Source organism: Microcystis aeruginosa LEGE 91341, assembly GCF_015206885.1.
Taxonomy (GTDB): domain Bacteria; phylum Cyanobacteriota; class Cyanobacteriia; order Cyanobacteriales; family Microcystaceae; genus Microcystis; species Microcystis aeruginosa_H.
Window position 1 is genome coordinate 1 of sequence record NZ_JADEXY010000065.1, and the last position, 25,293, is coordinate 25,293.

The window sequence follows — 25,293 nt, forward strand, 5'->3', positions numbered from 1 at the left end:
ATCATCAAGATATAGGAATCGGAGACGGCGTTTTGGTCTGAGATTTAATTTAATCGCTGGCATTTACAACTATGAACTTGCTTTAGGCTATCATCAAGTAGCTGAATAAGACTTTTGCAGGAGGTCTAATCCCTTGTGGCAGCACGGGTTATCTATCTGCTCAGTATCAGCCAATTAGGGATGAGCCTAGGGGACTACCTGCGTCGTCAGTCAACCTCGATTACTAATGCACCAATCCTAATTTTGGGGATTGTGGCTGCTGTTGCCCTACAAATTTTATTTAGTCAATGGGGGGTGATGAACAGTCTGTTTGCAACGGCGACCCTAACCGGTCATCAATGGCTAATCTGTTTATTGCCGATGCCGCTCATGGTACTTTGGGCAATTTTTACCAATGTTATCGATCCTCCTCATTGTCATGGAAAATAACTAATCGTCAATTCTTGACCGCAACTACCAAGACTGGCGGTTTTCTATTCCCCCAACTGCCAGGTTATCTCTTCACCTGCTCGTAACGGCACCAGTCCGGATTCGGGAAAGGGCAATTCATCGGGAATGCGCCAAGTGCTTTTGGTTAAGGTGATTTGTTCGGTATTCCGGGGGAGTTGATAAAAATCTGGACCGTGGAAGCTGGCGAACCCTTCCAGTTGCTCAAGCGCATCGACACTCTCAAAGGCTTCTGCGTACAACTCTAGGGCGTGCAGGGCTGAATAACAACCCGCGCAGCCACAGGAACTTTCTTTGCTGTAGCGAGAATGGGGCGCACTATCGGTCCCTAGAAAAAACTTGGGGTTGCCCGATGTTGCCGCTTGCAAAAGTGCCAAACGATGATCCTCTCGTTTCAAAATCGGCAGGCAATAAAAATGAGGACGAATGCCACCGGTAAAGAGAATGTTTCGGCTAAATAATAAATGTTGGGGCGTAATTGTGGCGGCGACATTATTGTTAGCAGATAGAACAAACTTGACCGCATCGGCAGTGGTAATGTGTTCAAAGACGACCCGCAGTTTCGGAAATCTTGTTATCAGTGGGATTAAGTGCTTCTCAATAAACACTTTCTCTCGATCGAACACATCAATATCACCATCGGTAACTTCTCCGTGCAGTAGTAGCGGCATATCCAGCTGTTCCATCGCCGTAAAAACGCGATCGCACCTACGAAGGTTCGTCACCCCCAAGTCGGAATTAGTTGTCGCACCGGCCGGGTAGTATTTCACCGCTTTGACAAACTGGGAGGCTTTCGCCGCCATAATTTCTTCGGGACTGGTATTATCGGTGAGATAGAGGGTCATCAATGGCTCGAACTGTTGACCCTCTGGAACTGCGGCCAGAATGCGATCGCGGTAGGCGGCGGCATCGGCGACTGAGCGCACTGGGGGCTTTAAATTCGGCATGATAATGGCACGGGCAAACTGACGCACCGTATGGGGTAGAACCGCTTTCAGTGCCGCACCATCCCGGAGATGAAGGTGCCAGTCGTCGGGTCGAGTTATTGTGAGTCTTCGCATTTTTCCATCATACAACGGTTAGGAATCCCAGCACCACAACTAAACGGAAGAAAGAAGTCAATCTTCGGTCAGGGAATCAATTCCCTATTTCAGCAGTCAAGTCGGTTTTAACTAATAAGATGCCGCGCATCTAAATTGGTCTAGGTCGATAAGAGAAGGCTGGAACTGCGCTATTTATTTCTCTTTATTTATCATAAATTTAATTGGCGGACAAGTGGATTTATTAAGACTAGATATTATTACTAAAAATCTAATTTATTTTTTAGTTTTTAACTCAGATGTAGCCGATGAAAACATTCAAATAATGACAGGAATCAGTCAAGCTTTATAGTATAATACCAATTGTAATAATTCTAAAAAACTTCTTGTTAATAATAACAATTAAACCATATTTATTTATAGTAAATTAGTGTCAGGAATAACCCAGATAGAGCAATTTCTTGAATTGCTAATAATTCCACATTAATCAATCCTATCCAAGATTGACTAACGCATCCCCTTGAATATTTTCTCGATCGAGCAGCTTTTCAGTCCCCAAAATCCTTACAATAGGAGATGAAGATAACCTGAAAAGTTGGAGAATATGAATTATCTCATTGCCGTGTTAGCTGATCGCATACAAGCAGAAGAAGCTTCCGTTGCCCTCGAAAAGGCGGGAATTCCCCAATCTCAAGTGACCATTCTCGGTCGCGGCTATAAAAGTGCCGATGAGTTCGGTTTGATCGATCCCTTTCAACAAGCCAAAAAACGGGCCACTCTCATGGCTTTTTGGCTAATTCCCTTCGGTTTTGCTGGTGGCTACCTTTTTAACCTGATTACGGGATTGCATACCTTTGATTGGGCCGGAGAACCGGGCAATCATATCGTCGGCGGCATTGCCGGGGCGATTGGGGGCGCAATGGGCAGTATTTTCGTCGGTGGTGGCGTTGGTTTATCGTCCGGCAGTGGCGATGCACTTCCCTATCGCAATCGTCTCGGTGCCGGAAAATATATTATTATCGTGCAGGGTTCGGAAAACCTGAAAAATCAAGCGACTCTTATCCTCCGTCAATTTAACCCCGAAAATCTGCAAGGATACGCCCTAGAAAGATGAACGGTTATCAGGAATAAGTTATCGGTCATCTGATTTTTTCCTAAGAATTTTTGATTAATTACCAGAAAACAATGTTACCAAGAGAAGAATTACTAAAGGGTGTCGAGAACCGCGAGGACATAGCGAAAGTTATTGATAAAGCCGAACAAGCGATTAAGACTTGGGAAGTGACGACGACAGACTTTCTTTCTCCTGCGGTTTTAGCAGAAGTAGAACGAGTTTTTCAGCGTTTAACCGATGTGTCAATGGAAAAATGGGGCGGTTATCCCCAAGCAGAAAGACAGCGCCTCGGTATTGCTAGAGTTGATCTACCTTTGACAGTAACAGATATTCCCCTATCTGCTCTTGATATTGCCGGTAATTTTCTTTTTGATACCGCTAACCATCGGGATTTTTTAGGGGCGATGTTGGGGACGGGAATCGTTCGGGAAAAAGTCGGGGATATAATCGTTTTAGGTGAGCGAGGAGCGCAGGCGATTGTAGTGCCTGAATTGGCAGATTTTTTATCTGCTAATTTGCGACAAGTGCGTTCAGTTCCAGTGAAAACTAGCCTGATTCCTTTGACGGAATTAAAAGTTAGACCACCGCAAAAAAAAGAAATTAATACGGTGGAAGCTTCCTTACGTTTGGATGCGATCGCTTCGGCGGGTTTTGGCATTTCTCGCAGTAAAATGGCCGAGGCAATTAGCGCCGGGGATGTGCGAGTTAACTGGAAAGATATCAGTCAATCTAGTTATAATGTTAAAACCGGTGATTTGATTTCTTTTCGGGGAAAAGGTCGTCTAGAAGTGGGTGAGGTTACTATAACCAAAAAAGAGCGCTATCGGGTTCATTTAACTAGATTTATTTAGTTTTTTTCTGTCTCTAGAATTTGTTATTAGACAGATTAATTGCCATGGCTGATAATTTCACCTTAATCGTGCAACTGTGTCAAGTTAGTCCCATCGGTAAACTATTACCAGGGGCGCTTTATGTTCATCGAGAAGCATTACATCAACTTGATCCTATTCTCCAGAATTACGAACAACAAGCAAGAATTAATCAGCATTTATCTGAGGCAACAATAATTAAATTTAGCACCGATAAACCGAAAATATCCTATCTTTTTTATCCCGATTTTGATCGGGAACCTCACCCAGTTTTAACTAAAAGTTTAGTGGTAGATGTGGGGACATTAATCTTAAGTGAATGGAATTATAAAAATGCTGATAATCCCCCCATTTTACACCGAAAAGAAACTTTTGTGACTAGGGACTATCCTCTTTATCAACAATTCGAGCATCTTACAAAAATCGAGAGTGCTTTAGGACTTTTAAACAGTTCTTATCCCATCGGTACTAAACAGGAATGGCAACGGCTTTTAAGAAAGCATCACCTTGATTTTGTAGGAGATTATTTAGTTTGTAATTTAGAGGGACAAAGGGAAAAATCGATAATAATTGATCGCCATAAAGCCGCTCTTGTTCGCAAAACCCTTTCTCGTCCGACAAGATTAGCATTAGCGGCGGGATTATTTCTTCCTGAAACCACTTTTTTTGATTACGGTTGTGGTTATGGAGGTGATATAGAACGCATAGCTGAACAGGGTTATCAAAGTGAAGGTTGGGATCCTTATTATCGTCCCGATAGTCCTTTAATTGAATCTGATATTGTTAATTTAGGCTATGTAATTAATGTTATTGAATCCGCCGAAGAACGGCAGGAAGCTTTATTAAAAGCTTGGCAATTAACCCGTCAAGTTTTAATTGTTTCGGCACAGGTCCTAATTGATGATAGCGAACGGGGTTTAATGGCTTATGAAGATGGAATTATAACCCGTCGCAATACTTTTCAAAAATACTATCAACAGGAAGAACTAAAACAGTATATTGATAGCAGTTTAGGAGTTGATTCTATTCCAATAACTTTGGGAATTTATCTAGTTTTTCGAGAGGAAGAAAAAGCCGAAACTTTTCGTTTATCCAGATGTCGTTCCCGCGCCACCACACCTAAAATTAAAGCCCATCTCAAACGCTTTGAAGATTACGAAGATTTATTAACTCCCCTAATGGAATTTTACACCCAGCAGGGACGTTTACCCGTCGCAGGAGAATTATTACAAGAGGAAGAAATTAAAGCAGAATTTGGGACTTTTAGACGAGCTTTTCAAGTGATTTTACAAGTAACAGAAGGGGAAGAATGGGAGATAATTGCCGACAAAAGACGCGCCGATCTTTTACTTTATTTAGCTTTAAGTCAATTTAGCCACTGTCCGAAAGTACGGGAATTATCCCCCGCTACCCGTGCCGATTTTAAAGCTTTATTTGGCAGTTATCGCAATGCTTGCGCTTTAGCAGAAGAAGTGTTAATAAGTGCAGGAAATCTACCAGCGATCGCTCGTACTTGTGAAAATAGTTCTTTAGGCAAACTTTCCCGTTATTCCCTAACTATTCATATTAGCGTTCTGGAAAAATTACCGATGTTATTACGCTTATATGAAGGTTGTGCTAGTCAAACTATCGGACGGTTAGAAAATGCTAACGTTATTCGTTTATCCTTTCGTCAACCCAAAATTTCCTATCTCTATTACCCCAATTTTGATACAGAACTTCATCCGATTTTAGCTACTAGCATGGATGTATATTTAGGTTCGGCTGATTTTAGTTTTCGTGATTATCGGGATAGTCCTAATCCGCCAATTCTACACGAAAAAGAGCTTTTAGTAACGGCGGATTATCCCAACTATGATAAATTGGTTCGCTTAACTCAATTAGAAAAAGATTGGGGATTGTTAGAAGATAGAAAAGCGATCGAACGTTTACAGGGTTGGCAAAAATGTTTAGAGGAGCATTGTGCTACAATCAAAGGCTATCAGATTCTGTGGCGAAAAGATGCCGATCCCTATAAAGTTAGGATTTTACGCGCTAAAATTAATGCCAGAAGAAATCAAAATAAGTCTTCCTGAGTAATTAAGTAAAATAGATGAGGTAATTAATTTTATGATGACTACGATTCGGTTACAAGGATTAGAAGGTTTCGCATTAAAAGCTAATGATCCTGAACAAAGAATGTTTATTTCTGGGCTTAATTGGCAACAGTACGAAACCCTTCTAAAACATTTAGAAGATAGTTCCAGTTATCGCATTACTTACTTAGATGGAATGGTAGAAATTATGGCTCCTAGTCGTCGTCACGAAGTTAGCAAAAAAAATATCGGTAGATTGGTAGAAGTTTATTTAGAATATGCTGAAATTGATTTCTGGGGATTAGGTTCCACCACGTTGCGAAAACAGGAAAAAGAAGCGGGAAAAGAACCAGATGAATGTTTTTGTTTATTTACAGAAAAAGAGTTTCCTGATTTGGCGATAGAAATAATCTTAACCAGTGGCAGCCTGAAAGTTTTAGAAGTTTATAAAAGATTGGGAACTCAAGAGGTTTGGTTTTGGCAAGATAATCAGTTAAAAATTTATTCTTTGCAAGAGAATGGCGAATATATTTTAATCCCTAAAAGTGCTTTATTACCGGATTTAAATTTAGAATTATTAGCCGAATACGTCAACCATCCTAATCCCCGTCTTGCTGTCAAAGAATTTCGCTTGCGTTTAACAGAAAATTCCCAGCTATCATAACTATTATCTTTTCATGAATTCTCAAGTAAAATTTAACCTATCTATCCTAGGGATATTTGTATTTTCCCTAGGAATAAGATTCTGGAATCTCAGTCAGTTTAATACTCTTGTTTTCGATGAAGTTTATTATGCCAAATACGGCAATGAATATCTAATCGGTAAAGAATTTTTCCAGTCTCACCCACCTTTAAGTCAATATTTAATTGCTATTAGTATCTGGATTGGTTCCCATTTTCCTGCCGATCCTGAAAACATTAATAATTTAACGGGTTCCCTGCGCTCAACTTTTAGTTATCGCTGGTTAAATGCTTTGACTGGTTCTTTTATTCCCCTAATTATTGGGGGAATTGCTTATCAATTAACTCAGAGAAAAACTGTATTTTTAATCACAACTTTTCTCGCTAGTTTAGACGGATTATTTCTGGTGGAATCCCGCTATGCTCTCAATAATATTTACTTAATTTTATTCGGTTTGTCCGGACAATTATTTTTTTTATTAGCACTCCAGAAAAATCACAAACTCAATTGGTTATTATTATCGGGAGTTTCTTTCGGTTTAGCGGCAAATATCAAATGGAATGGCTTAGGATTTTTACTGGGAATATTTATTTTTATCGGTATTGCTTGGTTAATAAAATTATTTAATCAAGAGCAGTCAAAAGATAATCTTTGGACAAAGGTAACTAACCTGAGATTAGAGTACATTTTTATCGCCTTAATTGTCTTTCCCCTAGTTACCTATAGTTTACTGTGGATACCGCATCTTCTCGTCAACCATCAATATAATTTTTGGCAAGTACATCAAGAAATTTGGTCATTTCATCAGAGAATCAATGGTAATCAATCTGATGTTCATCCCTATTGTTCTCCCTGGTATAGTTGGTTAGTAATGGGGCGACCTGTGGCTTATTATTTTAAGAGAGTAGGTGATAAAATTTATGATGTTCACGCTATGGGAAATCCATTCTTGTGGTGGTTTTCTACGATAGCGATTTTAGTAGTTTTTAGTCGATTATTTAACCAAAAAGAGCGAGTAATTTCCGCCTATCTTATCTGTAACTATATTGCTAATCTGCTGCCCTGGTTAAAAATTAGTCGCTGTACCTTTCTCTATCATTATATGGCTGCCTATAGCTTCACTTTGATTGCTCTAGCTTGGCTCTTAGCCGATGGTTTAGAAAGTTCCAGTCCTATTTATAAAAATGGCTCGCGCTCGCTGATAATTTTGATAATTTTTGCTTTTATCCATTGGCTACCAATTTATTTAGGCATTCCCCTGTCAGTTCGGGATTATTATCTAAGAATGATTTTTCCCAATTGGATTTAGGATGAAATTAGCACCAAAAACTGATACAATAAAATCATGATAAAAAGCGATCGCATGAGTTATGGGTAAACAAAGAATCTTATCTGGTGTGCAACCAACTGGCAATTTACATTTAGGCAATTATCTCGGTGCGATCCGCAATTGGGTGGAGGGACAAAAAGACTACGATAATTTCTTTTGTGTGGTCGATTTACACGCGATCACCGTTCCCCATAATCCCGCCACTCTTGCGGAGGATACTTTAGCAATTGCTGCTCTATATTTAGCCTGCGGAATTGATTTAGAATATGCGACGATCTTTGTCCAATCTCATGTTAAGGCCCATACAGAATTAACTTGGTTATTGAATTGTATCACTCCTTTAAATTGGTTAACCGATATGATTCAATTTAAAGAAAAAGCGATTAAACAGGGGGAAAATGTTGGCACAGGTTTACTCGATTATCCCGTACTAATGGCTGCCGATATCCTACTCTATGATGCCGATAAAGTACCCGTGGGAGAAGATCAAAAACAACATTTAGAATTAACCCGCGATATAGCTGTTAGAATTAACCATCTTTTTGGGCAACCGAAACAACCAATTTTAAAACTTCCTGATCCGATGATCCGCAAGGAAGGAGCGCGGGTGATGAGTTTAACCGATGGCCGGAATAAAATGTCTAAATCCGATCCTTCCGAGATGAGTCGGATTAATATTCTCGATAGTCCTGATGTGATTGCCAAGAAAATTAAACGTTGTAAAACCGATCTAGTTAAGGGTTTAACTTTCGATGATCCAGAACGTCCCGAATGCCATAATTTACTAACTCTATATAGCATTTTATCGGGAAAAAGTCAAGAGGTGGTCGCGGGAGAATGTGCCGATTTAGGTTGGGGACAATTTAAACCGATGTTAACAGAAGTCATGATAGAATCTCTGAAACCTATTCAGGAAAAATACGCCCAAATTAGAGAGGATAAAGATTATTTAGCTACGGTTTTACGGCAAGGTCGTCTCAAAGCAGAAGCGGTGGCCAATCAAACTCTCGATCGAGTCAAAAATGCCATGGGTTATTTACCACCATTTTAGGGATAATAAAACCAGAGATGTCTGGGGCGAATTTCTGCTAGGCTGTCCAGAGAAACTCGCTCTAATAACATTCATCGCCAGAGGGTCGCAAAATTCCGCCGTAATTTTCCCTAAAAATTCGTTTTCTATCTGTTGAGTTGGATTAGTTTTAGCTACTGCTTGCTGTAATTCTTGGCTATACTATGCTAGACGTTGGGACAATTCAATTATAGTTTTTTCTAGTTGTGATTAGCCTTTTTAAACTTGTTTTCGCAGTTTCAATCATTGGAAATGCGATCGCTAATAAAAATAGCAGAGTCCAGCAGTTATCCCAAGACTAAGAATTTTTATCCCCGTGAGAATTTCCAACATCCCCGACTCGGTTACTAATATGTTGTACGATTGTAATAAGAGGATTTTTTTCCTGAAAAATTGTCATATTTGAGGTTTTGATTATGCCTTATACAAATGAAGAAGGTGGACGCTTAAATAATTTCGCCGCTGAACCGAAAGTTTATCAAGCGGATCCGCCGACTAAATCGCAACAACGTAATTATATTTTCTGGGGTGTTGCTGCGATCACACTTGTCGGTGGACTGTTAGCTGTCGCTTTTTACGCATCTCAAGCTGGTTAAAATTTAGTCCCTCGTAGTTGCGATTTAGCCCCTTTCACTCCTCTTTAGAGCTAAAATCACAACTACTCCCTATTTTAGGGCTTTTGACCCTGAATTAATGCCACTGCTGACTGAGACTTAGCTGCAGTCCCCTGTTTACCCTGAGATAACGCTAGACGAGCTGCTGCCTCTAAATCAGCGATCGCTTTTTCCCTGTTTCCCAATTTATAATAGGTCAAACCCCGATTGTGGTACGCTTCGGCAAAATTGGCATTGATTTTCAGACTCTCATCATAGTCCCTTAAAGCCATTTCCTGCTGTCCGGCTCGGTTATAGGCCAAGGCGCGATTATAGAAAATGCGATCCTGTCCTCTAGTTCCCTGTAAACTCAAAGCTTTTGTGTAATCCTCGATCGCTTCTAGGTGTTTACCTAAGTCATCCTTAGCATTACCGCGATAAATAAAGAAATCAGCAAAATTTCCGTTTAAAGTAATCGCTTTTGTGCAATCTTCCACGGCTGCCTCGTATTTTTTCGTCAGATAATGCACATAACAACGATTACCGAGAGCATTAACATAATTGGGGTTGATTGTCAAGGCCTGGGTATAATCTGCGATCGCTCGCTCGTACTGGCCGAGAACTAACTCCGCATAGCCGCGATTATAGTAAGCATCGGCATCCTTCGGTTCTAATTGTAGAGCTTGAGTAAAATCGGCGATCGCCCCTGAGTAATCCCCTGCGGTTAAACGATCCACCCCCCGATTATAAAATTCTACAGCTTTCACGGGGTTAGCGGTAGTTTGAGCGCTTAGGGGAGAGATAGTCAGTAAAAAAGTCGCTATAGCTATAATAATTGTCAATTTTTTCTTAATTTTCATAATCCGTTCACCTAAACAATTCAAGGTAAAATTAAACAGCCCTAGTTACAGGTCAAAATATCATGATTAAATCTCTTTTGGCGACTTTCCTCCTAATTACCACCCTCCTCTTCACCGCTTGTACAACTCCCATCGCTGGACTGCAAGGATATACCAGTGGCAGCCAAGGCTATCAATTTTTATATCCTAAGGGTTGGACGCAGGTGGATGTGAAAAAAGTTGCGGGAGTAGATGTGGTTTTTCATGACTTGATCGAAACGAGCGAAAATTTAAGCGTTATTATCAACCCCGTCCCCGACAATAAAACCTTAACAGATTTAGGGACCCCCTCGGAAGTTGGCTATCGTCTCCTAAAAAATAACAGTCTTAACCCCAATCTTGATAAGGAAGTAGAATTAATTCGCTCAGAATCCCATCAAATCGACGGCCAAGATTATTATATCCTCGAATATCAAGTTAAATTAGCCAACGGCCAAGAACGTCATAATCTGGCCAGCGTCACGGTTAATAATCATAAACTTTATTCTTTTAATCTTTCCACTTCCCAAAAACGTTGGACGCAAATTCAAGAACTCTTTGAAACTATCGTTGATTCTTTCTCGGTTAGTTAGGGAAACTGGCAATAGGCAATAGTAAAATGTAGTAAAATGTAGGGTGCGTTAGACGGCAAAAATTCCTGTTTTGACTTAAAGGGAAAAATCCGTCATAACGCACCACCTATCATCAACTAGGTAGCTGGTCACAATTAAAGATAAAATACTTACTTAATCAGTAATCAGTAAACAGTGAAAAGACAGTAGGAAACTTCTATTTAATACTGTCACTTAAAACTCAAATCTAATAACTGGTAACTGATAACTGATAACCGGTAACTGAATATGAGTAATTCGGAAGAAAATAGACTAGATAGAATCGAATCTCTTGCTGAAACTACCCTAACAGAACTACGGGAGATTAAATCAGGACTACAGGAGATTAGATTAGGATTACAGGAGATTAAATTAGGACTACAGGAAACCAATCAGGGATTAAAAGAAACTAGAGCGATCGCTAATTCTAACGCCAAATTGATCGAAGCGTTAACTAATAGTCTTGCTGAGTCTAAAAAAGAATGGGAAAAAGACAGACGGGGACTTTATCAACTGCTAGGACAATTAACTCGATCGATGTCGGATTTTTATGAGGTTCAGTCAGATTTTTACAATCGATTTGACAAAATTGAAGAAAGAGAATCACGCATGGTTGAGATTTTAGATCGTTATTTCCCCCCCGAAAATCCTGCCAATTCCTAGCAGGTTTTACCATAGCATTGTTAGGTTTTACAGGTTGAGGAGATTTTTCATTTATCAGTTGGTCTTGTCTCCTGTCTCCTGTCTCCTGTCTTCTATCTTATTTACTGAAAAAACTTATGTCTATTCCCTTGATTCTTGCTTCCGCTTCTCCTGCGCGTAAAAAACTATTACAAATGGTGGGAATCGATCCGATTGTGCGGGTAAGTAACTTTGATGAATCGACAATTAATGCTGATGATACTCTTCATCTTGTCCAAACTTTAGCCCAATGTAAAGCGCAAACGATCGCCCCCCAATTTGATACAGGATTAATTCTTGGTTGTGATTCCGTCTTAGAAGTAGCGGGGGAAGTATATGGCAAACCCAAGGATAAATCAGAAGCGATTGATCGTTGGCAAAAAATGCGCAGTCAGGTGGGTACACTCTATACAGGTCATGCTTTAATTGATCGAGTTAATAATCAAACCTTGACTCGTTGTGGGATTACTAAAGTTCACTTTGCCAATATCAGCGATGAAACAATTATTGCCTACGTTAACACCGAAGAACCCCTCAAATGTGCCGGCTGTTTTGCCCTAGAAGGAAAGGGGGGTCTATTCGTGGAAAGATTAGAGGGATGTCACAGTAATGTTATTGGTTTAAGTTTACCCCTATTTAGGCAGATGTTAACGGATTTTGGCTACCAAATCACTGACTTTTGGTGATCTTTTTGCCGATAATTCCCCCAAATTTATTGGCAAAAGGGCTTGACAAATGCTCAGATTTGTGTTAACCTTTTATTATAATGGGAATCCGTGTTGCCCTGCGAACCCCTCTTTTTTCTATCCGATAGCCCCAAAATTTTTAACCCTTTCCTTTTCACTTTTTCCCGAAAAAACTATGTCTTGCTTGCGCGTGGGAATTGCCGGTCCAGTGGGTTCAGGAAAAACAGCCCTGCTCGATGCCCTGTGTAAAAATTTGCGGGATCAATATCCGATCGCCGTAGTCACCAATGATATTTATACTCAAGAAGATGCCCAATTTTTAGTGCGATCACAAGCTTTAGCCCCAGAAAGAATCTTAGGAGTAGAAACGGGAGGATGTCCCCATACAGCTATTCGCGAGGATGCCTCAATTAACTTAGTTGCCATTGAACAGTTAGAGAGAAAATTTGCTAACTTAAAGCTAATTTTTCTGGAAAGTGGTGGCGACAACTTAGCGGCAACCTTTAGCCCGGAATTAGTAGATTTAACCATCTATGTGATTGACGTGGCAGCTGGGGATAAAATCCCTCGCAAAGGTGGACCGGGTATCACCAAATCGGATCTATTGGTAATTAATAAAATAGATTTAGCCCCGATGGTGGGGGCAGATTTAGGGGTGATGGATAGAGATGCCAAAAAGATGCGCGGAGATAAACCCTTTATCTTCACCAACTTAAAAACACGGGAAGGATTAGAGCGAGTGATTGCCTTTATCGAAAAGAATTTAATCTAGAGACAACAAATCCATAATTTAATCCTGCGGGCGGCTGGGTATTTAAACCACCACAAAAATGTCTGTCTTAGTTAGTGTTAGTCCGGGGTTTAGGGTAGCTAATTGAACTTGTGCCGCGCCGCCTAAACCATCTGCATCGAAGAATAAAGCCCCGGTGGTTTTATTGTAAATAAAACGTTGACTGGTGGTAGTGGCGCTAGTTCCGATCAAAAATTGACTGGATTGAATTGCCGCATTAGCGACTAAACCAGCACGGAATCCCGAGGCAGAAACGTTAATCGTATCGTCAATCACGTTAAAATCAGTGATTAAATCGATACCTTGGCTGGGGGAAGAGAAGACAAAGCGATCACCTCCCGCACCACCTGTTAAAGTATCATTACCTAGATTACCAACTAATCGATCATTACCGCCCTGGCCATCAATGAAATCATTGGCATTAGTTCCTTCTAGATCATTATTATTTTGATTGCCGATAATGCGACGATTTACCTGTAAACTAAAAACATCACTGGTAGATAGTCCCCCTCGATCCCGGGCGGTAACTCGGATGTCAAGAATGCCCACATTAGCACCGGTAGGTGTACCAGCGAGAGTTCTAGTGGTTGGGTTAAAAGTTAACCAAGAGGGAAGAAGGCTATTATTACTGAGAGTAACACTATAGGTGAGAACATCTCCTGCATCTACATCAGTAAAAGTGTTAGCTGGAATCTGAAAAGTGAAGGGTTGATCTTGTAAGATTTGACGATCAGTAATCGGATTAACAAGAGTGGGAGTTTCGTTAACGTTGGTAACGTTGATAGTTAAGGATTTTTCAAAAAATAATCCATTCCCGTCGGTTGTCCTGACTCGAATGCTGTAATTATTAATATTTTCATGATTAAAGCCGCTCTTAGTTTTTAGTTGATTATTTTCAATGGTAAACAAAGAATTATTCGTAGAACCAGCCCCTGATACTAAACTGTAGGTAAAAGTATTTCCTCGATCGGGATCTGTGGTGCTAAAGGTACCTACCACTGTTCCTTGAGGTTGATTTTCGGCGATGCTACTGTTAGAAATATTTATATCTGTGGGAGATTCATTAACATCAATTACATTAATCGTTAAAGATTTTTCCAAAGACAAACCCGCAGGATCTGTGGTTCTAACGCGAATGCTGTAACTACTCCGTCTCTCATGATCAAAGACCACATTGGTTTGCAGTTTATTGCCATTGATAGTAAAGAGATTATTGTCAGTGGCACCGATTCCAGTGACTAAATTATAGGTAAAAGTATTAGTAGGGTTAAGGGGGATATCTGTGGTGGTAAAAGTGCCGATAATTGTACCTATAGCTAGATTTTCGCCAATCCTGTTGTTGCTAAGGGTGAGGTCGCTGGGAGCTTGATCGATAATAAAATTAGCGGCGGTTAGGGGAGTTACCGAGGAATTAGATTGATTGGCGTGAAACACATCGATAGTGTTGCCTGTACTCAAAGTCAAACGGGTGACATTGAGAAAAGGACGGCTAAAAGTGGCCAAAATACTACTAACATTAGTAAATCCTAAACTGGGGGAGATAATAATTTTCTCCGTCGCCACATCAAAATCGAGAATTTGATCTTGACCGTTATTCACTCCGAAGAAAAAATTGTCTTGTCCCGCTTCGCCAAAGATAATGTCATTGCCAGTACCGCCTTCAATCAGGTCATTGCCGACACCCCCCTGTAGTTGATCGTTGCCGTCCCCACCGATTAACCAGTCATTGCCGCCACTGGCACTGTTATCATCAAATAATAAATCGTTGCCAGAGCTTCCCTCTAAAACATCGTTCCCCGTACCACCAGAGAGAGTATCATTACCGTCATTACCGAGGAGAAGATCGTCGTTTTCTTGCCCGAATAATTGATCATTACCGCTACCCCCTTCCAGAGTATCGTTTCCAGCACCCCCTTGTAGTTCATCTGTGCCATCGCCGCCCAAAAGTCGATCGTTGCCTGTCTGTCCGTAGAGAAGATCGTCCCCTAGGTTGCCTTGTAGAGTATCATTTCCCGCATCCCCAGAGAGAGTATCATTACCCTCATTACCGAGGAGAAGATCGTCGTTTTCTTGCCCCAATAATTGATCGTTACCGCTACCCCCTTCCAGAGTATCGTTTCCAGCACCCCCTTGTAGTTCATCTGTGCCATCGCCGCCCAAAAGTTGATCGTTGCCTGTCTCTCCGAAGAGAAGATCGTCCCCTAGGTTGCCTTGTAGGGTGTCATTTCCCGCATCTCCAGAGAGAGTATCATTACCCTCATTACCGAACAGAAGATCGTCGTTTTCTTGGCCAAATAATCGATCGTTACCGCTACCCCCTTCCAGAGTATCGTTTCCAGCACCCCCTTGTAGTTCATCTGTGCCATCGCCGCCCAAAAGTTGATCATTGCCTGTCTCTCCGAAGAGAAGATCGTCCCCTAGGTTGCCTTGTAGGGTATCATTTCCCGCATCTCCAGAGAGAGTATCATTGCCGTCATTACCGAACAGAAGATCGTCGTTTTCTTGGCCAAATAATCGATCATTACCGCTACCCCCTTCCAGAGTATCGTTTCCAGCACCCCCTTGTAGTTCATCTGTACCATCACCGCCTAAAAGTCGATCGTTGCCTAGGTTGCCCTGTAGGGTGTCATTTCCCGCATCTCCAGAGAGAGTATCATTGCCGTCATTACCGAGGAGAAGATCGTCGTTTTCTTGGCCAAATAATCGATCGTTACCGCTACCCCCTTCCAGAGTATCGTTTCCAGCACCCCCTTGTAGTTCATCTGTACCATCACCGCCTAAAAGTCGATCGTTGCCTAGGTTGCCCTGTAGGGTGTCATTTCCTTGCCCACCCTGAATTGTATCGTTGCCTGCTAAACCATTGATCGAGTCATTTCCATCTGTACCAAAGATTAAATCGTTGCCATTCGTCGCTGGTGGGATAGTTTGTACTTGCGTTGTTAGGCTTTCTGGCAAAAAACCTTGGACTTCAAAGGGATAGGAAAATGGGGTATTTGCTAAACTCATGGCGGGTTAATTATGACTAGCAGATTTAACTTTCATTCCAGAGTAGCACAAGCCAAGAAACATTTAACCGGCTAGATTATACGCTTTATCCTGTCAATAAAAAAGAGATCGCCAGAAAAATTTAGGTAAAGCTAACATTCGTTTCCAGCGCCAAGGTTCCTGATAGAGTCGATACAACCACTCTAAATTATTGTCACAGAAAAAGCGAGGGGCGCGGATTTTTGTCCCGGACCAGATATCAAAACTACCCCCCACCCCTACCCAGATAGCTTGGGGACAAAGATGGCGATGTTCCCTAATCCAATATTCCTGTCGGGGTACCCCCAAACCAACTAAAATTAACCGCGGTTGTTGATCTTTTAATAACTCAATCCAATCGGACATTTCCTCGGAGGATAGATAACCGTGGTTAGCCAGAATACGGATATTAGGAATCTTTTTTTGCCAATTACTTGCCGCTTGTTCCGTAATCCCCGGTTTACCACCAAAAAAAGCAATAGGAGAACTCTCTCCCTGCATTCCTAACTCAGTAATTAAGGATTCTGATAATTCAATACCGGGGCAGCGGGTTTGTTTTTTGCCCCTTAATTTTAAGTAAATAACAATCCCAGCACCGTCGGGAATAACTAAATCTGCTTCTCGAATAACTTGGGCTACTTTAGCATCATTTTCTCCTAACATTGCCATTTCTGCATTAAGAGTGACAACGTGGGAACCAAAACCTTGATAGGCGCGCTCGATTAACCAACGACTGTAGTTATCGAGAAGATGAACCGGCAAACCGAGAACTGAATATTTAGGGGGAGTTTCTAACATAAGTAGGTAGGTGCTAATAGTTGTCAGACACCCCCCTTATCAAGGGGGGATCAAGGAGGTATCGGCACCCCCCTTATCAAGGGTGCAGGGGGGATCAGAGGCAAAATCTATCTTCAATTTAATTATAAATACTTACTTATAATTCATCTTGATTTAGTTGTTATTTGATCGAGAAATTGGCACAAAATCCACCCCAAAACTAGAACGAGAACCGGGTTTAACTACCACTAATTGCACCGATTGATTGCGATCTCCAGAGGGTAAAAATCGCACTGGATTAGTCGCCCCAGGCACAGAAAAATTACTACTTCTTAACGCCTGTTGAACTCCCTCTCGGCTAGATTCTGCCTTAATTCCAGCGATTAAAGCCTGAGCAGCATCATAGGCGGTAGCAGTGCGCCAATTTACGTCTGCTTGCCACAATTGGCGGGAATTATTCACAAAAGGACTGTTCGGATTAGCCCCCAAATGCCAAGCGACAGCCACAATCATGCCCAGGGCATTTTTTCCGCCTACATCCAGAGTTTTGGGGCTATAAACGTCATCACCCGCCACAATCGGTAATTTTTGACCATTGATTTGGACCACCTGCAAAGCCTTATCTAGGGTTCCACTATCCCCAAGAAGGGCGATTAGATTTGCTCCCTCCTGTTGAGCTTGTTGGAGGCTTTTAGAAGGGGTAAAAGTGAGGGAAGATAGATCAAATTCACTCACCACTTGACCTCCTCCTAATCCTAAAGCGGTGGTAAATTCAGATTTTAGGGATTGACTATAATTACTTTGGGAGTTAAAAAATACCACTGCCTTGACGTTAGGAATTTTTTGCAAGCTAGATTCAGCTAATGCCCGTGCCGCCACAAAATCACTGGGAACAGAACGAAAGATATAGTCACCAAAATTGGAGAGTTTAACTGAGGTACTGATGGGGGAAATCATTACTAATCCCGCTTTTTGATAGATAGCAGCCGCCGCTAAAGAGGTGTCACTGCTAGTGTGTCCTACTACTCCTAAAATACTGTTGTCAGCCGCTAATTTTTGGGCAATTTGAGCAGCAATTGCGGGATTATCAGCATCATCAGCAATGAGAACTTTTAAAGGAATGCCATTAATTCCTCCGGTTTGATTGATTTGATTTTGAGATTGGGCAACTCCTCGTAAAACTTCTAGGGCGGTGTTGACATTGCTCCCAATCGGCACGGAAACGGCGATAGTATAGGACTTAGCTTCACCAATACGGGCGTTATTTAAGTAGATAAGAGCTTCGGGATCATTTTGATTAGCTCGCAGGGATTTTTCTAGGAGGTAAACTGCTTGCTGAAAGTCTCCTTTTCCGAGTGCCTGTATAGCAGCTTGTTTGTCAGAAGAAGCCCCTTCAACTATTAATAAGTTTTCCCCTTGACTAAATTTTGCTTGTGCCGATACCGATTTTTGCTCTGGTGATATTTTCTCGATTTCAGAAAGATTGGTTGGGTTATTTTTTCCTTGAAAACGATTGTATAACCACCAACTACCAGCCCCAAAAAATATTAGGGTAATTAGCAGGGATAAAAGCAGGGTAACTGTATCATTTTTCTGGCTCATGGGCTGATCAACTAAGATTAAATTAATGGTTTAATCGAGATTGATAGTTAATAAAAGCACCAATTCAAGTCTGAATTGCACAAATATCCGATCTACCTTGATAGAATACCTCATTTGGGGTCTGATAGTCAAGACATTGTTTAAATGCGTCTTAGCTTATTAGCCATATTTTACCTTTTTGTTTGGGATTGTTCTAAATGTTTTATTAAAACATTTGAGGATAAAGGACCGTGTAAATGACTCCAGGGTAAAACCTGTTCTAAACGCCATTGTTGATGAACGTAATAATCTAGAGGTGGAATTTGTCCTTTTAGTTCCTTAAAAGCGCGTTTATAACTGCCTAAAGAATCACCGTAGCCACGGGTTAATTCTAACAGGGAAGTTAAGCGGCGATCGCCTCTAGATAATAGGGCTTGAATCACGGACCAATTATAACTCTCTGGTCGAAATTCTATGCCCTGTTTACCTAATTGTTTCTCTAGATATTTTAATCTTTTTTCGGCCATTTTATTAACTCCAAACCACTGAAAAGGAGTATGGGATTTAGGCACAAAGGTGCTGCAACCGAAAGAGATTCGTAGTCCGGAGGCGGCTTTTTTTAATGCTATTAACATTTCCATCGTCGCCGCTATATCTTCGGTTTCTTCTCCCGGTATTCCCACCATACCATAGAGTTTTATCCCTTTTAAACCGCCCGCTTTGGCATTAATGGCAGCTTGGATAATTTCATCATTGGCTAACTTTTTGTTGATAATTTCCCGTAGGCGATCGGAACCACTTTCTACGGCAATAGTAATTGATTTGCTGTCTCTTAGGGATAAAATTCTGGCTAATTTTTCCGTGACAGTATTAGTTCTAACTGAAGCGATCGAGAGTCTAACTCCCTCAAATTTTGGTTGAAAAAGATAATCGAGTAAGGTTTCAAATTCAGGATGTTGACTAACAGAAGCACCTAATAAACCAAGGCGATCGGTAACTTTTAAACCTTTTTCAATGGCAGGGATTAAAGATTCTAAACTAGCGGTACGAAAGGGTAAAGTTAGATAACTAGCTAAACAAAAACGGCACATTTCTGGACAACTTCGCACCACCTCTACCATATAAATATTCTCCCATGCCGCTTGTTTTGTTACCACCGTAGAAGCTGAAAGGGTATTACTGCGATAGGTTTGTTTACTAACAAAGGTAGGAACATTATTATCTATGGGTAGAATTGCCGTAATTTCACCTTCGGCACTATCATAATTAACGGTGTATAAACTAGGAACATACACCCCCGGAACCTGGGCTAAATGACGGAGTTTTGTCGGGCGATCAGCATTTCTCACCTCTTGATAGGCATTAATAAAATCAGCAATTAAATTTTCACCATCTCCCAATAAAATTACATCAAAAAAAGCGGCAAAAGGTTCGGGATTAGCGGTTAAAACTGGTCCCCCTCCAAAAATTATCGCCTGCTGATCTTGCCGTTGATGACTGTGACAGGGAATTTCTAAAGATTCTAACAGCGAGAGGATATTAACATAGTCCAATTCCCAGGAAAAGGAAAAGCCAACTAATTCGGGATAACGGGGTAAAGATTCTTGAAAATCCGTAAATAAACGACTAACTTGTATATCCGATCGCAGGGCTAAAGTTGCCCAAACAATTTGATAACCTAAACTGGTTATACCGACGGAATACTGATTAGGAAAAGCAAAAATAGTTTTAATAGCATCACTGTGGGGTATTGCGGGAGTAAAGAGGAGTTTTTCGTCTTGTAAGATGGTCATTTCAGTTATCAGTTATCAGTTATCCGTGACTACCAGTAGTCTTCAGTAGCTTTTAATTTTCATTCTCTTGAAAGGGGAGACTTGTTACCTCTTGTTTTTGGTCATATATAAGTTTAATTTAATCTGGAGGTGAAGGAGGGGAAAATATCTCAATATACAGTTCTATGATCATATCTCAGGTTATGCTCCTAGGGAGTCGGTGGTCAAGAACAAATTTAAGTTATACTTCCTCCCTAGGGATAGCTATTGTATTTACAGGATATTTTTTCTTATATCCTAGCAATTTTCACAGCTTAACTAGGTGTCGATTTTATTCCTGAGCGCTGGTTTTAAGCAAATCTTGATCTCCTTCACCCCAACCCGAACGAAATCTATGAATAATCCAGAAGAATACGTTATAATCATGGCGAAAATCCTAGATTTAACCATTCCCGATCGCTATTTAAATTCTGTGGTTGAAAACTGGCAACGCTTGCAAGAAATCGCCAGTTTAGTGACAGAATTTCCCTTAGAGGATGACGGGGAAAGCGCCCTCAGCTTTGAACCATGACTATTTCTGTGTGCAATTTAGCTCGATCGATCCAAAATCGTCAAACTAGCGCCTTAGAAGTTATTAGCCAGACTTTGGCGGAGATAGAGGCGAAAAATCGCCATTTAAATTGCTTTACCGACATTTTACAGCCTAGGGCGCTCGCTCAAGCCGAAAAAATTGATCAAGCGATCGCTAATGGGGAATCCGTCGGTGTCTTAGCAGGGGTCCCCTTCGCCGTCAAAAATCTCTTTGATATCAAGGGTATTGTCACCCTTGCCGGTTCCAAAATCAATCGAGATCACCCTGCCGCTGGACAAGATGCGATCGCTATTCAAACCCTAGAAGCAGCCGGGGCAGTTTTGGTGGGGGCGACCAATATGGATGAGTACGCCTACGGTTTTGTCACCGAAAATGCCCATTATGGAGCCACTCCCAACCCCCTCGATCCCAGTCGCGTCTCGGGGGGATCCTCCGGCGGTTCCGCCGCTGCCGTTGCCGCTAATTTAGTGCCTCTCGCCCTCGGTTCCGATACTAATGGTTCCGTGAGAGTTCCCGCCGCTTGCTGTGGCGTGGTGGGGCTAAAACCCACCTTTGGGCGCGTATCCCGTCAGGGCCTATTTTTGTTCGTTAGTAGTTTAGACCATCTGGGATTTTTTAGCGGCAATGTGGCGGATATGGCGGCTATTTGGAGTCTTTTTGCCAAAAATAACCTTAAAGCTCCTTTAAGTGGCTTAGAGGGCGTAAAAATAGCCCTTGCCGATGATTATTTTCAGCAGGGAGCCGAACCAGAAGTATTCGAGTCGGTGACAGCGATCGCCGAACGTTTAGGAGTGACCAAAAAAATCACCATTCCCGAAACCGCCCGCGCCAGGGCAGCCGCCTATATAATTACCGCTGCAGAAGGAGCAAATTGGCATTTACCGCGTTTACAGACCAGATTAGAGGATTTTGACCCCGCAACCCGGGATCGCTTCTTGGCAGGGGCATTAATTCCCTCTAGCTGGTATTTGCAGGCTCAACGTTTTCGCCGTTGGTATCGCGATCGTTTGCGAGAGATTTTCAGCGAAGTTGATATTATTCTCACCCCGACAATTCCCTGTATTGCACCACCGTTAGGAGTAGAAAAAATGATTATTGACGGGCAAGAGCTATTAATTAGACCCAATTTAGGTAGATTCACCCAACCTTTTTCTTTTATCGGTTTACCTGCCCTTTCTTTACCGATTAAACGTCCATCCCAGCTACCTTTAGGTTTGCAAATCATCGCCGCTCCCGATCGCGAAGACTTAATCCTAAGAGTAGCCAGGGTTTTAGAAGAAATGCTTGCCTAAGAATCCGCTTCAATCACATCTAACCAAGCGGCGGCCGATCGCTCCCAGGTGTCATTTAGGGCAAGTTGACGACATCTTTCGCGCTCTTGGGACAAAAGCTGGGGATTTTTCAGTAATTCGACAATTTTCCAGGCTATAGCTTCCTGAGTAGCCGGATTGGTTACTTCCCCCGGCACTTTCACACAGTAGTCTTTTTCTCGAAAAACAGCAAAATCCGTCACCACTGGCAGACAACCCACCACTGCCGACTCGCGCACGGAAATACAATCGACCTCACGATAGGTGCAACCGTAGTAATGAATAGCAGAGCGCGCTTTTTCCTCGATTAGTTGACGATAACCCATCATTCCCCGATCAACTACCCCCGCACTAGCTTTAATCAAAGCGATTAAATTATCCCGCCATTCCTTGCGATCGCCAATTTCATCCCGTTTAGTAAAACCATAGTAGAGATGTAACTCAGCTGCGGGAATTGCCGCCTTGATAATCGGCCAGCCATGCTTTAACATCGACTCTAGGCCGCGATAATAACGAGAGGCATAGACTAGACGATAGGGAAGATGCTCGCTTTCTGGCACCGTCTCACTTACAGCCAAAAGGGAAGTATCGATACCATTAGGAACAATTGGACATTGATGATCGGGACAGAAATCCAGTAAATCCCTTTGATATTGGCTTTTACAGAAAATTTTGTCGTATCTAGCCAAAATTTCAGGGGTATAGGAGGCTGCCGGCACTTTAATATCTTGCCAATCAAAAAAAATTCGTTCTGCCTTGGTACCCGGACGGCAATAGGTGGGATGACGAGAGATCACCAATGTCTCAAAGTGATCCTGCCAATTCATCTGGTAATAATTAACATAGCGAATACCGTCCTGTTCCCCTTCCATACCCTCACAATTGCCAAAAATCGTCACTTTATAGCCGCGTTTCGTCCATTCCTGCGCTAAAAAAGCCACCGATGCCTGGGTACCACTGGCCCCCCGTTGCCAAATTTCCGCCGGAAGCATGGGACGATATTTTTCTGTGTAAATAACGATCGATTTTTTCGGCCAACGACGGGCGCTCAAACGCTGTTTAATTTGAAATAGGGAAGGTGCGCTAGACCGTAGCCATTGTTTGAGATTAGATTGTAGGGATGGAGTAGCTTGTGACACTCTTTTTCTCCAAGATCGAGGGAAAATAGGGGCTATGGGTGATAGAGTCTTAGTTTCTCGAATTTAACTCGATTTCTCGACTCAGTAGAACAATTCGAGCCTATCATATAATGGGTTCAAGTCAAAAATCAATCTTTTTATTGCCATCTATCTGCCAGAAAATCTATGAAAATTGTCATCCCGATCGTGTTTTATCGCAAAGGAGGAGTAGAAAGAGTCATTATCTCTTTAATACCTAGCTTATTAGAATACGTCGAACAAATTATTATCGTCCTCCCTCGTAAGGAAATTGAATATTTTAAGTCTTTAATGCCCGATTCTGATCAACTTATCTACGAAGATTTTAATTTTTATCCCAAGAGTTTTGAAGCAAAATTAATTTATTTTTATGGTCTTCTAGCGAATTTTTATAAAACCCTAAGACTGACTTCTATTCATCGTCTTTTCTCTCGTAGAATTGAACTTTTACGCAGCGAAGCAAGAATTAATCAGATTATCAAGCGTTACCAAGCTGATCACTGTTTGTATGGGATGACTAATCGGATTTCTCCCCCTAATGTCAAGGTTACTTTAAGTGGCATTATTTATGATGTCTTTTGGCAATTTGCTCCCTTAACTTACTCAGAATCCTATCAAGAACCCTACAATGAAGCGTTAAAAGAATGGTTAGATCAGGCCGATCTACTGTTCACAATCTCCCAAAAAACTAAAGACGATGTTTTAAAAGTTTTTCCCAATGCTACCTATGCTAGTAAATTAAAAGCTATACCCTTAGCAGGATTTGTCGAGCAGTCTCATCCCAAGAGCGATCTAGTCAAAAGTGAGCTAGTTACTTTTTATTTTCCCTCCTCTTTTGGTATCTACAAAGATCATTTAACTTTACTGAAAGCAGCCATTAAACTAGCGAAAAAAGGTTTAATTTTTCAAATAGTTTTTATCGGTAAAGAAACTGATAATCTAGTTAGTGGAAATCTGCAATTGTCTCAACAGTCCAAAACCCAAGAATACCAAGATTATCTCAAAGAATGTACCCGACTTTATCAGGAAAATCAAGAAATTTTCGAGAGTCATATCAAGGGATTAGGTTATCAAGACTATGAAACCTTGCAATTTTATTATCAAACCTGTTCCTGTGTGGTATTTCCCTCAAAATACGAAGGTTTTGGATTGGCAATAGCAGAAGCAATTTTACAAGGTATTCCCGTTATTGCTTCCGATTTAGAAGTGTTTCAAGAACAGGTAGAATTATATAATTGTCCCGAAAGAGTGCAATTCTATCCTCGGGGAGATGCGGACAGTTTAGCTAATTGTTTAGAACAATTTATCCTCAATCCAATTCCTCGCTTGTTACCCGAAGATATTCCCAATAAAATTAATCTCTGGACTTGGGAAGATGTGGCCAAAAAATATGTAGAACTACTGAAAGAAAATGCAGGTTACTGATCTCTATATCTACCCGATTAAATCCTGTCGAGGTATTCAATTATCCCAAGCTGAAGTGACTCCTAACGGTTTACTCTGGGATCGGGAAATGATGTTAGTGGATGGCAAGGGTAAATTTATCACCCAAAGAGAATATCCGCAGTTAGCCACCGTTTCTGTCACGATTACAGGAGATAAATTTTCTCTGAAAACATCTCAAGATTCCCTGACTTTTCAGCCTAATTTCACAGGAGAAAAAAGAGCGGTTCAAATCTGGGAATCTCAAACCATAGCCATGGATCAAGGGGATGAAATCGCCGAATGGTTTGAGAAAATTATCGACATTCCTTGTCGTTTAGTGCGACAATCTCCCGATTATCCACGTCTGGTGAATCCTCGCTATGCAGGGAACGATCATACTCCCGTCAGCTTTGCCGATGGTTATCCAATTTTATTAACTAATACTGCTTCTTTAGAGGACTTAAATCAGCGTTTAGTTGCACCAGTGCCGATGAATCGTTTTCGTCCTAATATTGTTATTAGTAGCGATCGAGCTTTTAGCGAAAGTAGTTGGCAAAAGATCACAATTGGTGAGATAAATTATGCTCTGGTTAAACCCTGTAGTCGCTGTATTATCACCACCACGGATCAAGAAACAGGTAGGAGAAATCCCCAACAGGAACCTTTAAAAACCTTAAGCACTTTTCGCCGTTTCCCCGGAGGCATCATGTTCGGAGAAAATGTCATTCCCGAAAAGACAGGTACAATTAAAGTCGGCAATCCTATTACCGTAATCTAGGGAAAATGGGGG

Annotated in this window: 22 protein-coding genes and 2 pseudogenes; 17 read left to right on the forward strand and 7 right to left on the reverse strand. The window is 41.4% G+C overall.

The annotated features are described in order from the left end of the window. Positions 1-109, forward strand: a pseudogene (locus IQ234_RS11525) (IS5/IS1182 family transposase); the annotation flags it as partial. Between the two features lie 20 nt (positions 110-129). Next, positions 130-429 (forward strand): annotated as a pseudogene (locus IQ234_RS11530) (cation transporting ATPase C-terminal domain-containing protein); the annotation flags it as partial. A 44-nt stretch (positions 430-473) separates the two neighbouring features. On the opposite strand, the gene pyrC reads toward IQ234_RS11530, so the two are convergent. Continuing rightward, the gene (gene pyrC / locus IQ234_RS11535) at positions 474-1,508 is read right to left on the reverse strand and encodes a dihydroorotase (protein WP_193957187.1); all 1,035 of its coding nucleotides are present in this window, start codon (positions 1,506-1,508) and stop codon (positions 474-476) included. Between the two features lie 583 nt (positions 1,509-2,091). On the opposite strand from pyrC, the gene IQ234_RS11540 reads away from it, so the two are divergent. The 7 genes from IQ234_RS11540 to psb34 all read left to right on the forward strand — a co-directional run bounded on the left by IQ234_RS11540 (position 2,092) and on the right by psb34 (position 9,222). Beyond that, positions 2,092-2,601, forward strand: a complete 510-nt coding sequence (locus tag IQ234_RS11540) for a hypothetical protein (RefSeq protein WP_002789175.1) — start codon at positions 2,092-2,094, stop codon at positions 2,599-2,601. Between the two features lie 71 nt (positions 2,602-2,672). Then, positions 2,673-3,452: a photosystem II S4 domain protein gene (locus tag IQ234_RS11545; RefSeq protein WP_193957188.1), complete on the forward strand. Its 780-nt coding sequence runs from the start codon at positions 2,673-2,675 to the stop codon at positions 3,450-3,452. A gap of 44 nt (positions 3,453-3,496) precedes the next feature. Next, positions 3,497-5,545: a DNA phosphorothioation-associated putative methyltransferase gene (locus tag IQ234_RS11550; protein ID WP_193957189.1), complete on the forward strand. Its 2,049-nt coding sequence runs from the start codon at positions 3,497-3,499 to the stop codon at positions 5,543-5,545. 34 nt (positions 5,546-5,579) lie between these two features. Further along, positions 5,580-6,209: a Uma2 family endonuclease gene (locus tag IQ234_RS11555; protein ID WP_193957190.1), complete on the forward strand. Its 630-nt coding sequence runs from the start codon at positions 5,580-5,582 to the stop codon at positions 6,207-6,209. Positions 6,210-6,222: 13 nt separating this feature from the next. Beyond that, a complete protein-coding gene (locus tag IQ234_RS11560; protein WP_193957191.1) occupies positions 6,223-7,536 on the forward strand; it encodes a dolichyl-phosphate-mannose--protein mannosyltransferase in 1,314 nt (437 codons plus the stop codon). Between the two features lie 61 nt (positions 7,537-7,597). Next, positions 7,598-8,608: a tryptophan--tRNA ligase gene (gene trpS, locus IQ234_RS11565; RefSeq protein WP_193957192.1), complete on the forward strand. Its 1,011-nt coding sequence runs from the start codon at positions 7,598-7,600 to the stop codon at positions 8,606-8,608. A gap of 434 nt (positions 8,609-9,042) precedes the next feature. Continuing rightward, entirely contained in the window at positions 9,043-9,222 is a 180-nt protein-coding gene (psb34, locus tag IQ234_RS11570; protein ID WP_002740432.1) for a photosystem II assembly protein Psb34, read from the forward strand. Positions 9,223-9,296: 74 nt separating this feature from the next. On the opposite strand, the gene IQ234_RS11575 is transcribed toward psb34, so the two are convergent. Next, a complete protein-coding gene (locus tag IQ234_RS11575; protein ID WP_193957193.1) occupies positions 9,297-10,079 on the reverse strand; it encodes a tetratricopeptide repeat protein in 783 nt (260 codons plus the stop codon). 62 nt (positions 10,080-10,141) lie between these two features. Between IQ234_RS11575 and psbP the strand changes: the two genes are divergently transcribed. From psbP to ureG, 4 genes are all read left to right on the forward strand, one after another. Next, a complete protein-coding gene (psbP, locus tag IQ234_RS11580; protein ID WP_193957194.1) occupies positions 10,142-10,690 on the forward strand; it encodes a photosystem II reaction center PsbP in 549 nt (182 codons plus the stop codon). Between the two features lie 267 nt (positions 10,691-10,957). After that, complete coding sequence (locus IQ234_RS11585; RefSeq protein WP_193957195.1) at positions 10,958-11,371, forward strand: hypothetical protein; 414 nt, start codon at positions 10,958-10,960, stop codon at positions 11,369-11,371. 116 nt (positions 11,372-11,487) lie between these two features. After that, the gene (locus IQ234_RS11590; protein ID WP_193957196.1) at positions 11,488-12,075 is read left to right on the forward strand and encodes a Maf family protein; all 588 of its coding nucleotides are present in this window, start codon (positions 11,488-11,490) and stop codon (positions 12,073-12,075) included. Positions 12,076-12,250: 175 nt separating this feature from the next. Then, complete coding sequence (ureG, locus tag IQ234_RS11595) at positions 12,251-12,847, forward strand: urease accessory protein UreG (protein WP_147068881.1); 597 nt, start codon at positions 12,251-12,253, stop codon at positions 12,845-12,847. A gap of 42 nt (positions 12,848-12,889) precedes the next feature. On the opposite strand, the gene IQ234_RS11600 is transcribed toward ureG, so the two are convergent. The 4 genes from IQ234_RS11600 to IQ234_RS11615 form a co-directional block, all read right to left on the reverse strand. Continuing rightward, positions 12,890-15,871: a putative Ig domain-containing protein gene (locus IQ234_RS11600; protein WP_193957197.1), complete on the reverse strand. Its 2,982-nt coding sequence runs from the start codon at positions 15,869-15,871 to the stop codon at positions 12,890-12,892. 93 nt (positions 15,872-15,964) lie between these two features. Then, complete coding sequence (locus tag IQ234_RS11605) at positions 15,965-16,687, reverse strand: WecB/TagA/CpsF family glycosyltransferase (RefSeq protein WP_193957198.1); 723 nt, start codon at positions 16,685-16,687, stop codon at positions 15,965-15,967. A 153-nt stretch (positions 16,688-16,840) separates the two neighbouring features. Then, positions 16,841-18,268, reverse strand: a complete 1,428-nt coding sequence (locus IQ234_RS11610; RefSeq protein WP_193957199.1) for an ABC transporter substrate-binding protein — start codon at positions 18,266-18,268, stop codon at positions 16,841-16,843. Between the two features lie 170 nt (positions 18,269-18,438). Further along, on the reverse strand, positions 18,439-20,040 hold the full coding sequence (locus tag IQ234_RS11615) for a B12-binding domain-containing radical SAM protein (protein ID WP_193957200.1): 1,602 nt from the start codon (positions 20,038-20,040) through the stop codon (positions 18,439-18,441). A gap of 373 nt (positions 20,041-20,413) precedes the next feature. Here IQ234_RS11615 and IQ234_RS11620 point away from each other — a divergent pair, with 373 nt between their 5' ends. Together IQ234_RS11620 and IQ234_RS11625 are read left to right on the forward strand one after the other, a co-directional pair. Continuing rightward, the gene (locus tag IQ234_RS11620; protein WP_002740449.1) at positions 20,414-20,590 is read left to right on the forward strand and encodes a DUF4089 domain-containing protein; all 177 of its coding nucleotides are present in this window, start codon (positions 20,414-20,416) and stop codon (positions 20,588-20,590) included. After that, complete coding sequence (locus tag IQ234_RS11625) at positions 20,587-21,903, forward strand: AtzE family amidohydrolase (protein ID WP_193957201.1); 1,317 nt, start codon at positions 20,587-20,589, stop codon at positions 21,901-21,903. Before IQ234_RS11620 ends, IQ234_RS11625 begins: the two co-directional genes overlap by 4 nt. On the opposite strand, the gene IQ234_RS11630 is transcribed toward IQ234_RS11625, so the two are convergent. Continuing rightward, a complete protein-coding gene (locus IQ234_RS11630; protein ID WP_193957202.1) occupies positions 21,900-23,060 on the reverse strand; it encodes a glycosyltransferase in 1,161 nt (386 codons plus the stop codon). The genes IQ234_RS11625 and IQ234_RS11630 overlap by 4 nt on opposite strands. Positions 23,061-23,225: 165 nt before the next feature. On the opposite strand from IQ234_RS11630, the gene IQ234_RS11635 reads away from it, so the two are divergent. After that, on the forward strand, positions 23,226-24,503 hold the full coding sequence (locus IQ234_RS11635) for a glycosyltransferase (protein WP_193957203.1): 1,278 nt from the start codon (positions 23,226-23,228) through the stop codon (positions 24,501-24,503). Beyond that, positions 24,490-25,281: an MOSC domain-containing protein gene (locus tag IQ234_RS11640; protein WP_193957204.1), complete on the forward strand. Its 792-nt coding sequence runs from the start codon at positions 24,490-24,492 to the stop codon at positions 25,279-25,281. The genes IQ234_RS11635 and IQ234_RS11640 overlap by 14 nt, the downstream gene beginning before the upstream one ends. Positions 25,282-25,293: the final 12 nt, after the last annotated feature.

Excerpts from the sequence above, each read along its gene's own strand:
- pyrC (WP_193957187.1), bottom strand. The coding sequence starts at position 1,508 with ATGCGAAGACTCACAATAACTCGACCCGACGACTGGCACCTTCATCTC.
- IQ234_RS11540 (WP_002789175.1), top strand. The coding sequence starts at position 2,092 with ATGAATTATCTCATTGCCGTGTTAGCTGATCGCATACAAGCAGAAGAA.
- IQ234_RS11545 (WP_193957188.1), top strand. The coding sequence starts at position 2,673 with ATGTTACCAAGAGAAGAATTACTAAAGGGTGTCGAGAACCGCGAGGAC.
- IQ234_RS11550 (WP_193957189.1), top strand. The coding sequence starts at position 3,497 with ATGGCTGATAATTTCACCTTAATCGTGCAACTGTGTCAAGTTAGTCCC.
- IQ234_RS11555 (WP_193957190.1), top strand. The coding sequence starts at position 5,580 with ATGATGACTACGATTCGGTTACAAGGATTAGAAGGTTTCGCATTAAAA.
- IQ234_RS11560 (WP_193957191.1), top strand. The coding sequence starts at position 6,223 with ATGAATTCTCAAGTAAAATTTAACCTATCTATCCTAGGGATATTTGTA.
- trpS (WP_193957192.1), top strand. The coding sequence starts at position 7,598 with ATGGGTAAACAAAGAATCTTATCTGGTGTGCAACCAACTGGCAATTTA.
- psb34 (WP_002740432.1), top strand. The coding sequence starts at position 9,043 with ATGCCTTATACAAATGAAGAAGGTGGACGCTTAAATAATTTCGCCGCT.
- IQ234_RS11575 (WP_193957193.1), bottom strand. The coding sequence starts at position 10,079 with ATGAAAATTAAGAAAAAATTGACAATTATTATAGCTATAGCGACTTTT.
- psbP (WP_193957194.1), top strand. The coding sequence starts at position 10,142 with ATGATTAAATCTCTTTTGGCGACTTTCCTCCTAATTACCACCCTCCTC.
- IQ234_RS11585 (WP_193957195.1), top strand. The coding sequence starts at position 10,958 with ATGAGTAATTCGGAAGAAAATAGACTAGATAGAATCGAATCTCTTGCT.
- IQ234_RS11590 (WP_193957196.1), top strand. The coding sequence starts at position 11,488 with ATGTCTATTCCCTTGATTCTTGCTTCCGCTTCTCCTGCGCGTAAAAAA.
- ureG (WP_147068881.1), top strand. The coding sequence starts at position 12,251 with ATGTCTTGCTTGCGCGTGGGAATTGCCGGTCCAGTGGGTTCAGGAAAA.
- IQ234_RS11600 (WP_193957197.1), bottom strand. The coding sequence starts at position 15,871 with ATGAGTTTAGCAAATACCCCATTTTCCTATCCCTTTGAAGTCCAAGGT.
- IQ234_RS11605 (WP_193957198.1), bottom strand. The coding sequence starts at position 16,687 with ATGTTAGAAACTCCCCCTAAATATTCAGTTCTCGGTTTGCCGGTTCAT.
- IQ234_RS11610 (WP_193957199.1), bottom strand. The coding sequence starts at position 18,268 with ATGAGCCAGAAAAATGATACAGTTACCCTGCTTTTATCCCTGCTAATT.
- IQ234_RS11615 (WP_193957200.1), bottom strand. The coding sequence starts at position 20,040 with ATGACCATCTTACAAGACGAAAAACTCCTCTTTACTCCCGCAATACCC.
- IQ234_RS11620 (WP_002740449.1), top strand. The coding sequence starts at position 20,414 with ATGAATAATCCAGAAGAATACGTTATAATCATGGCGAAAATCCTAGAT.
- IQ234_RS11625 (WP_193957201.1), top strand. The coding sequence starts at position 20,587 with ATGACTATTTCTGTGTGCAATTTAGCTCGATCGATCCAAAATCGTCAA.
- IQ234_RS11635 (WP_193957203.1), top strand. The coding sequence starts at position 23,226 with ATGAAAATTGTCATCCCGATCGTGTTTTATCGCAAAGGAGGAGTAGAA.
- IQ234_RS11640 (WP_193957204.1), top strand. The coding sequence starts at position 24,490 with ATGCAGGTTACTGATCTCTATATCTACCCGATTAAATCCTGTCGAGGT.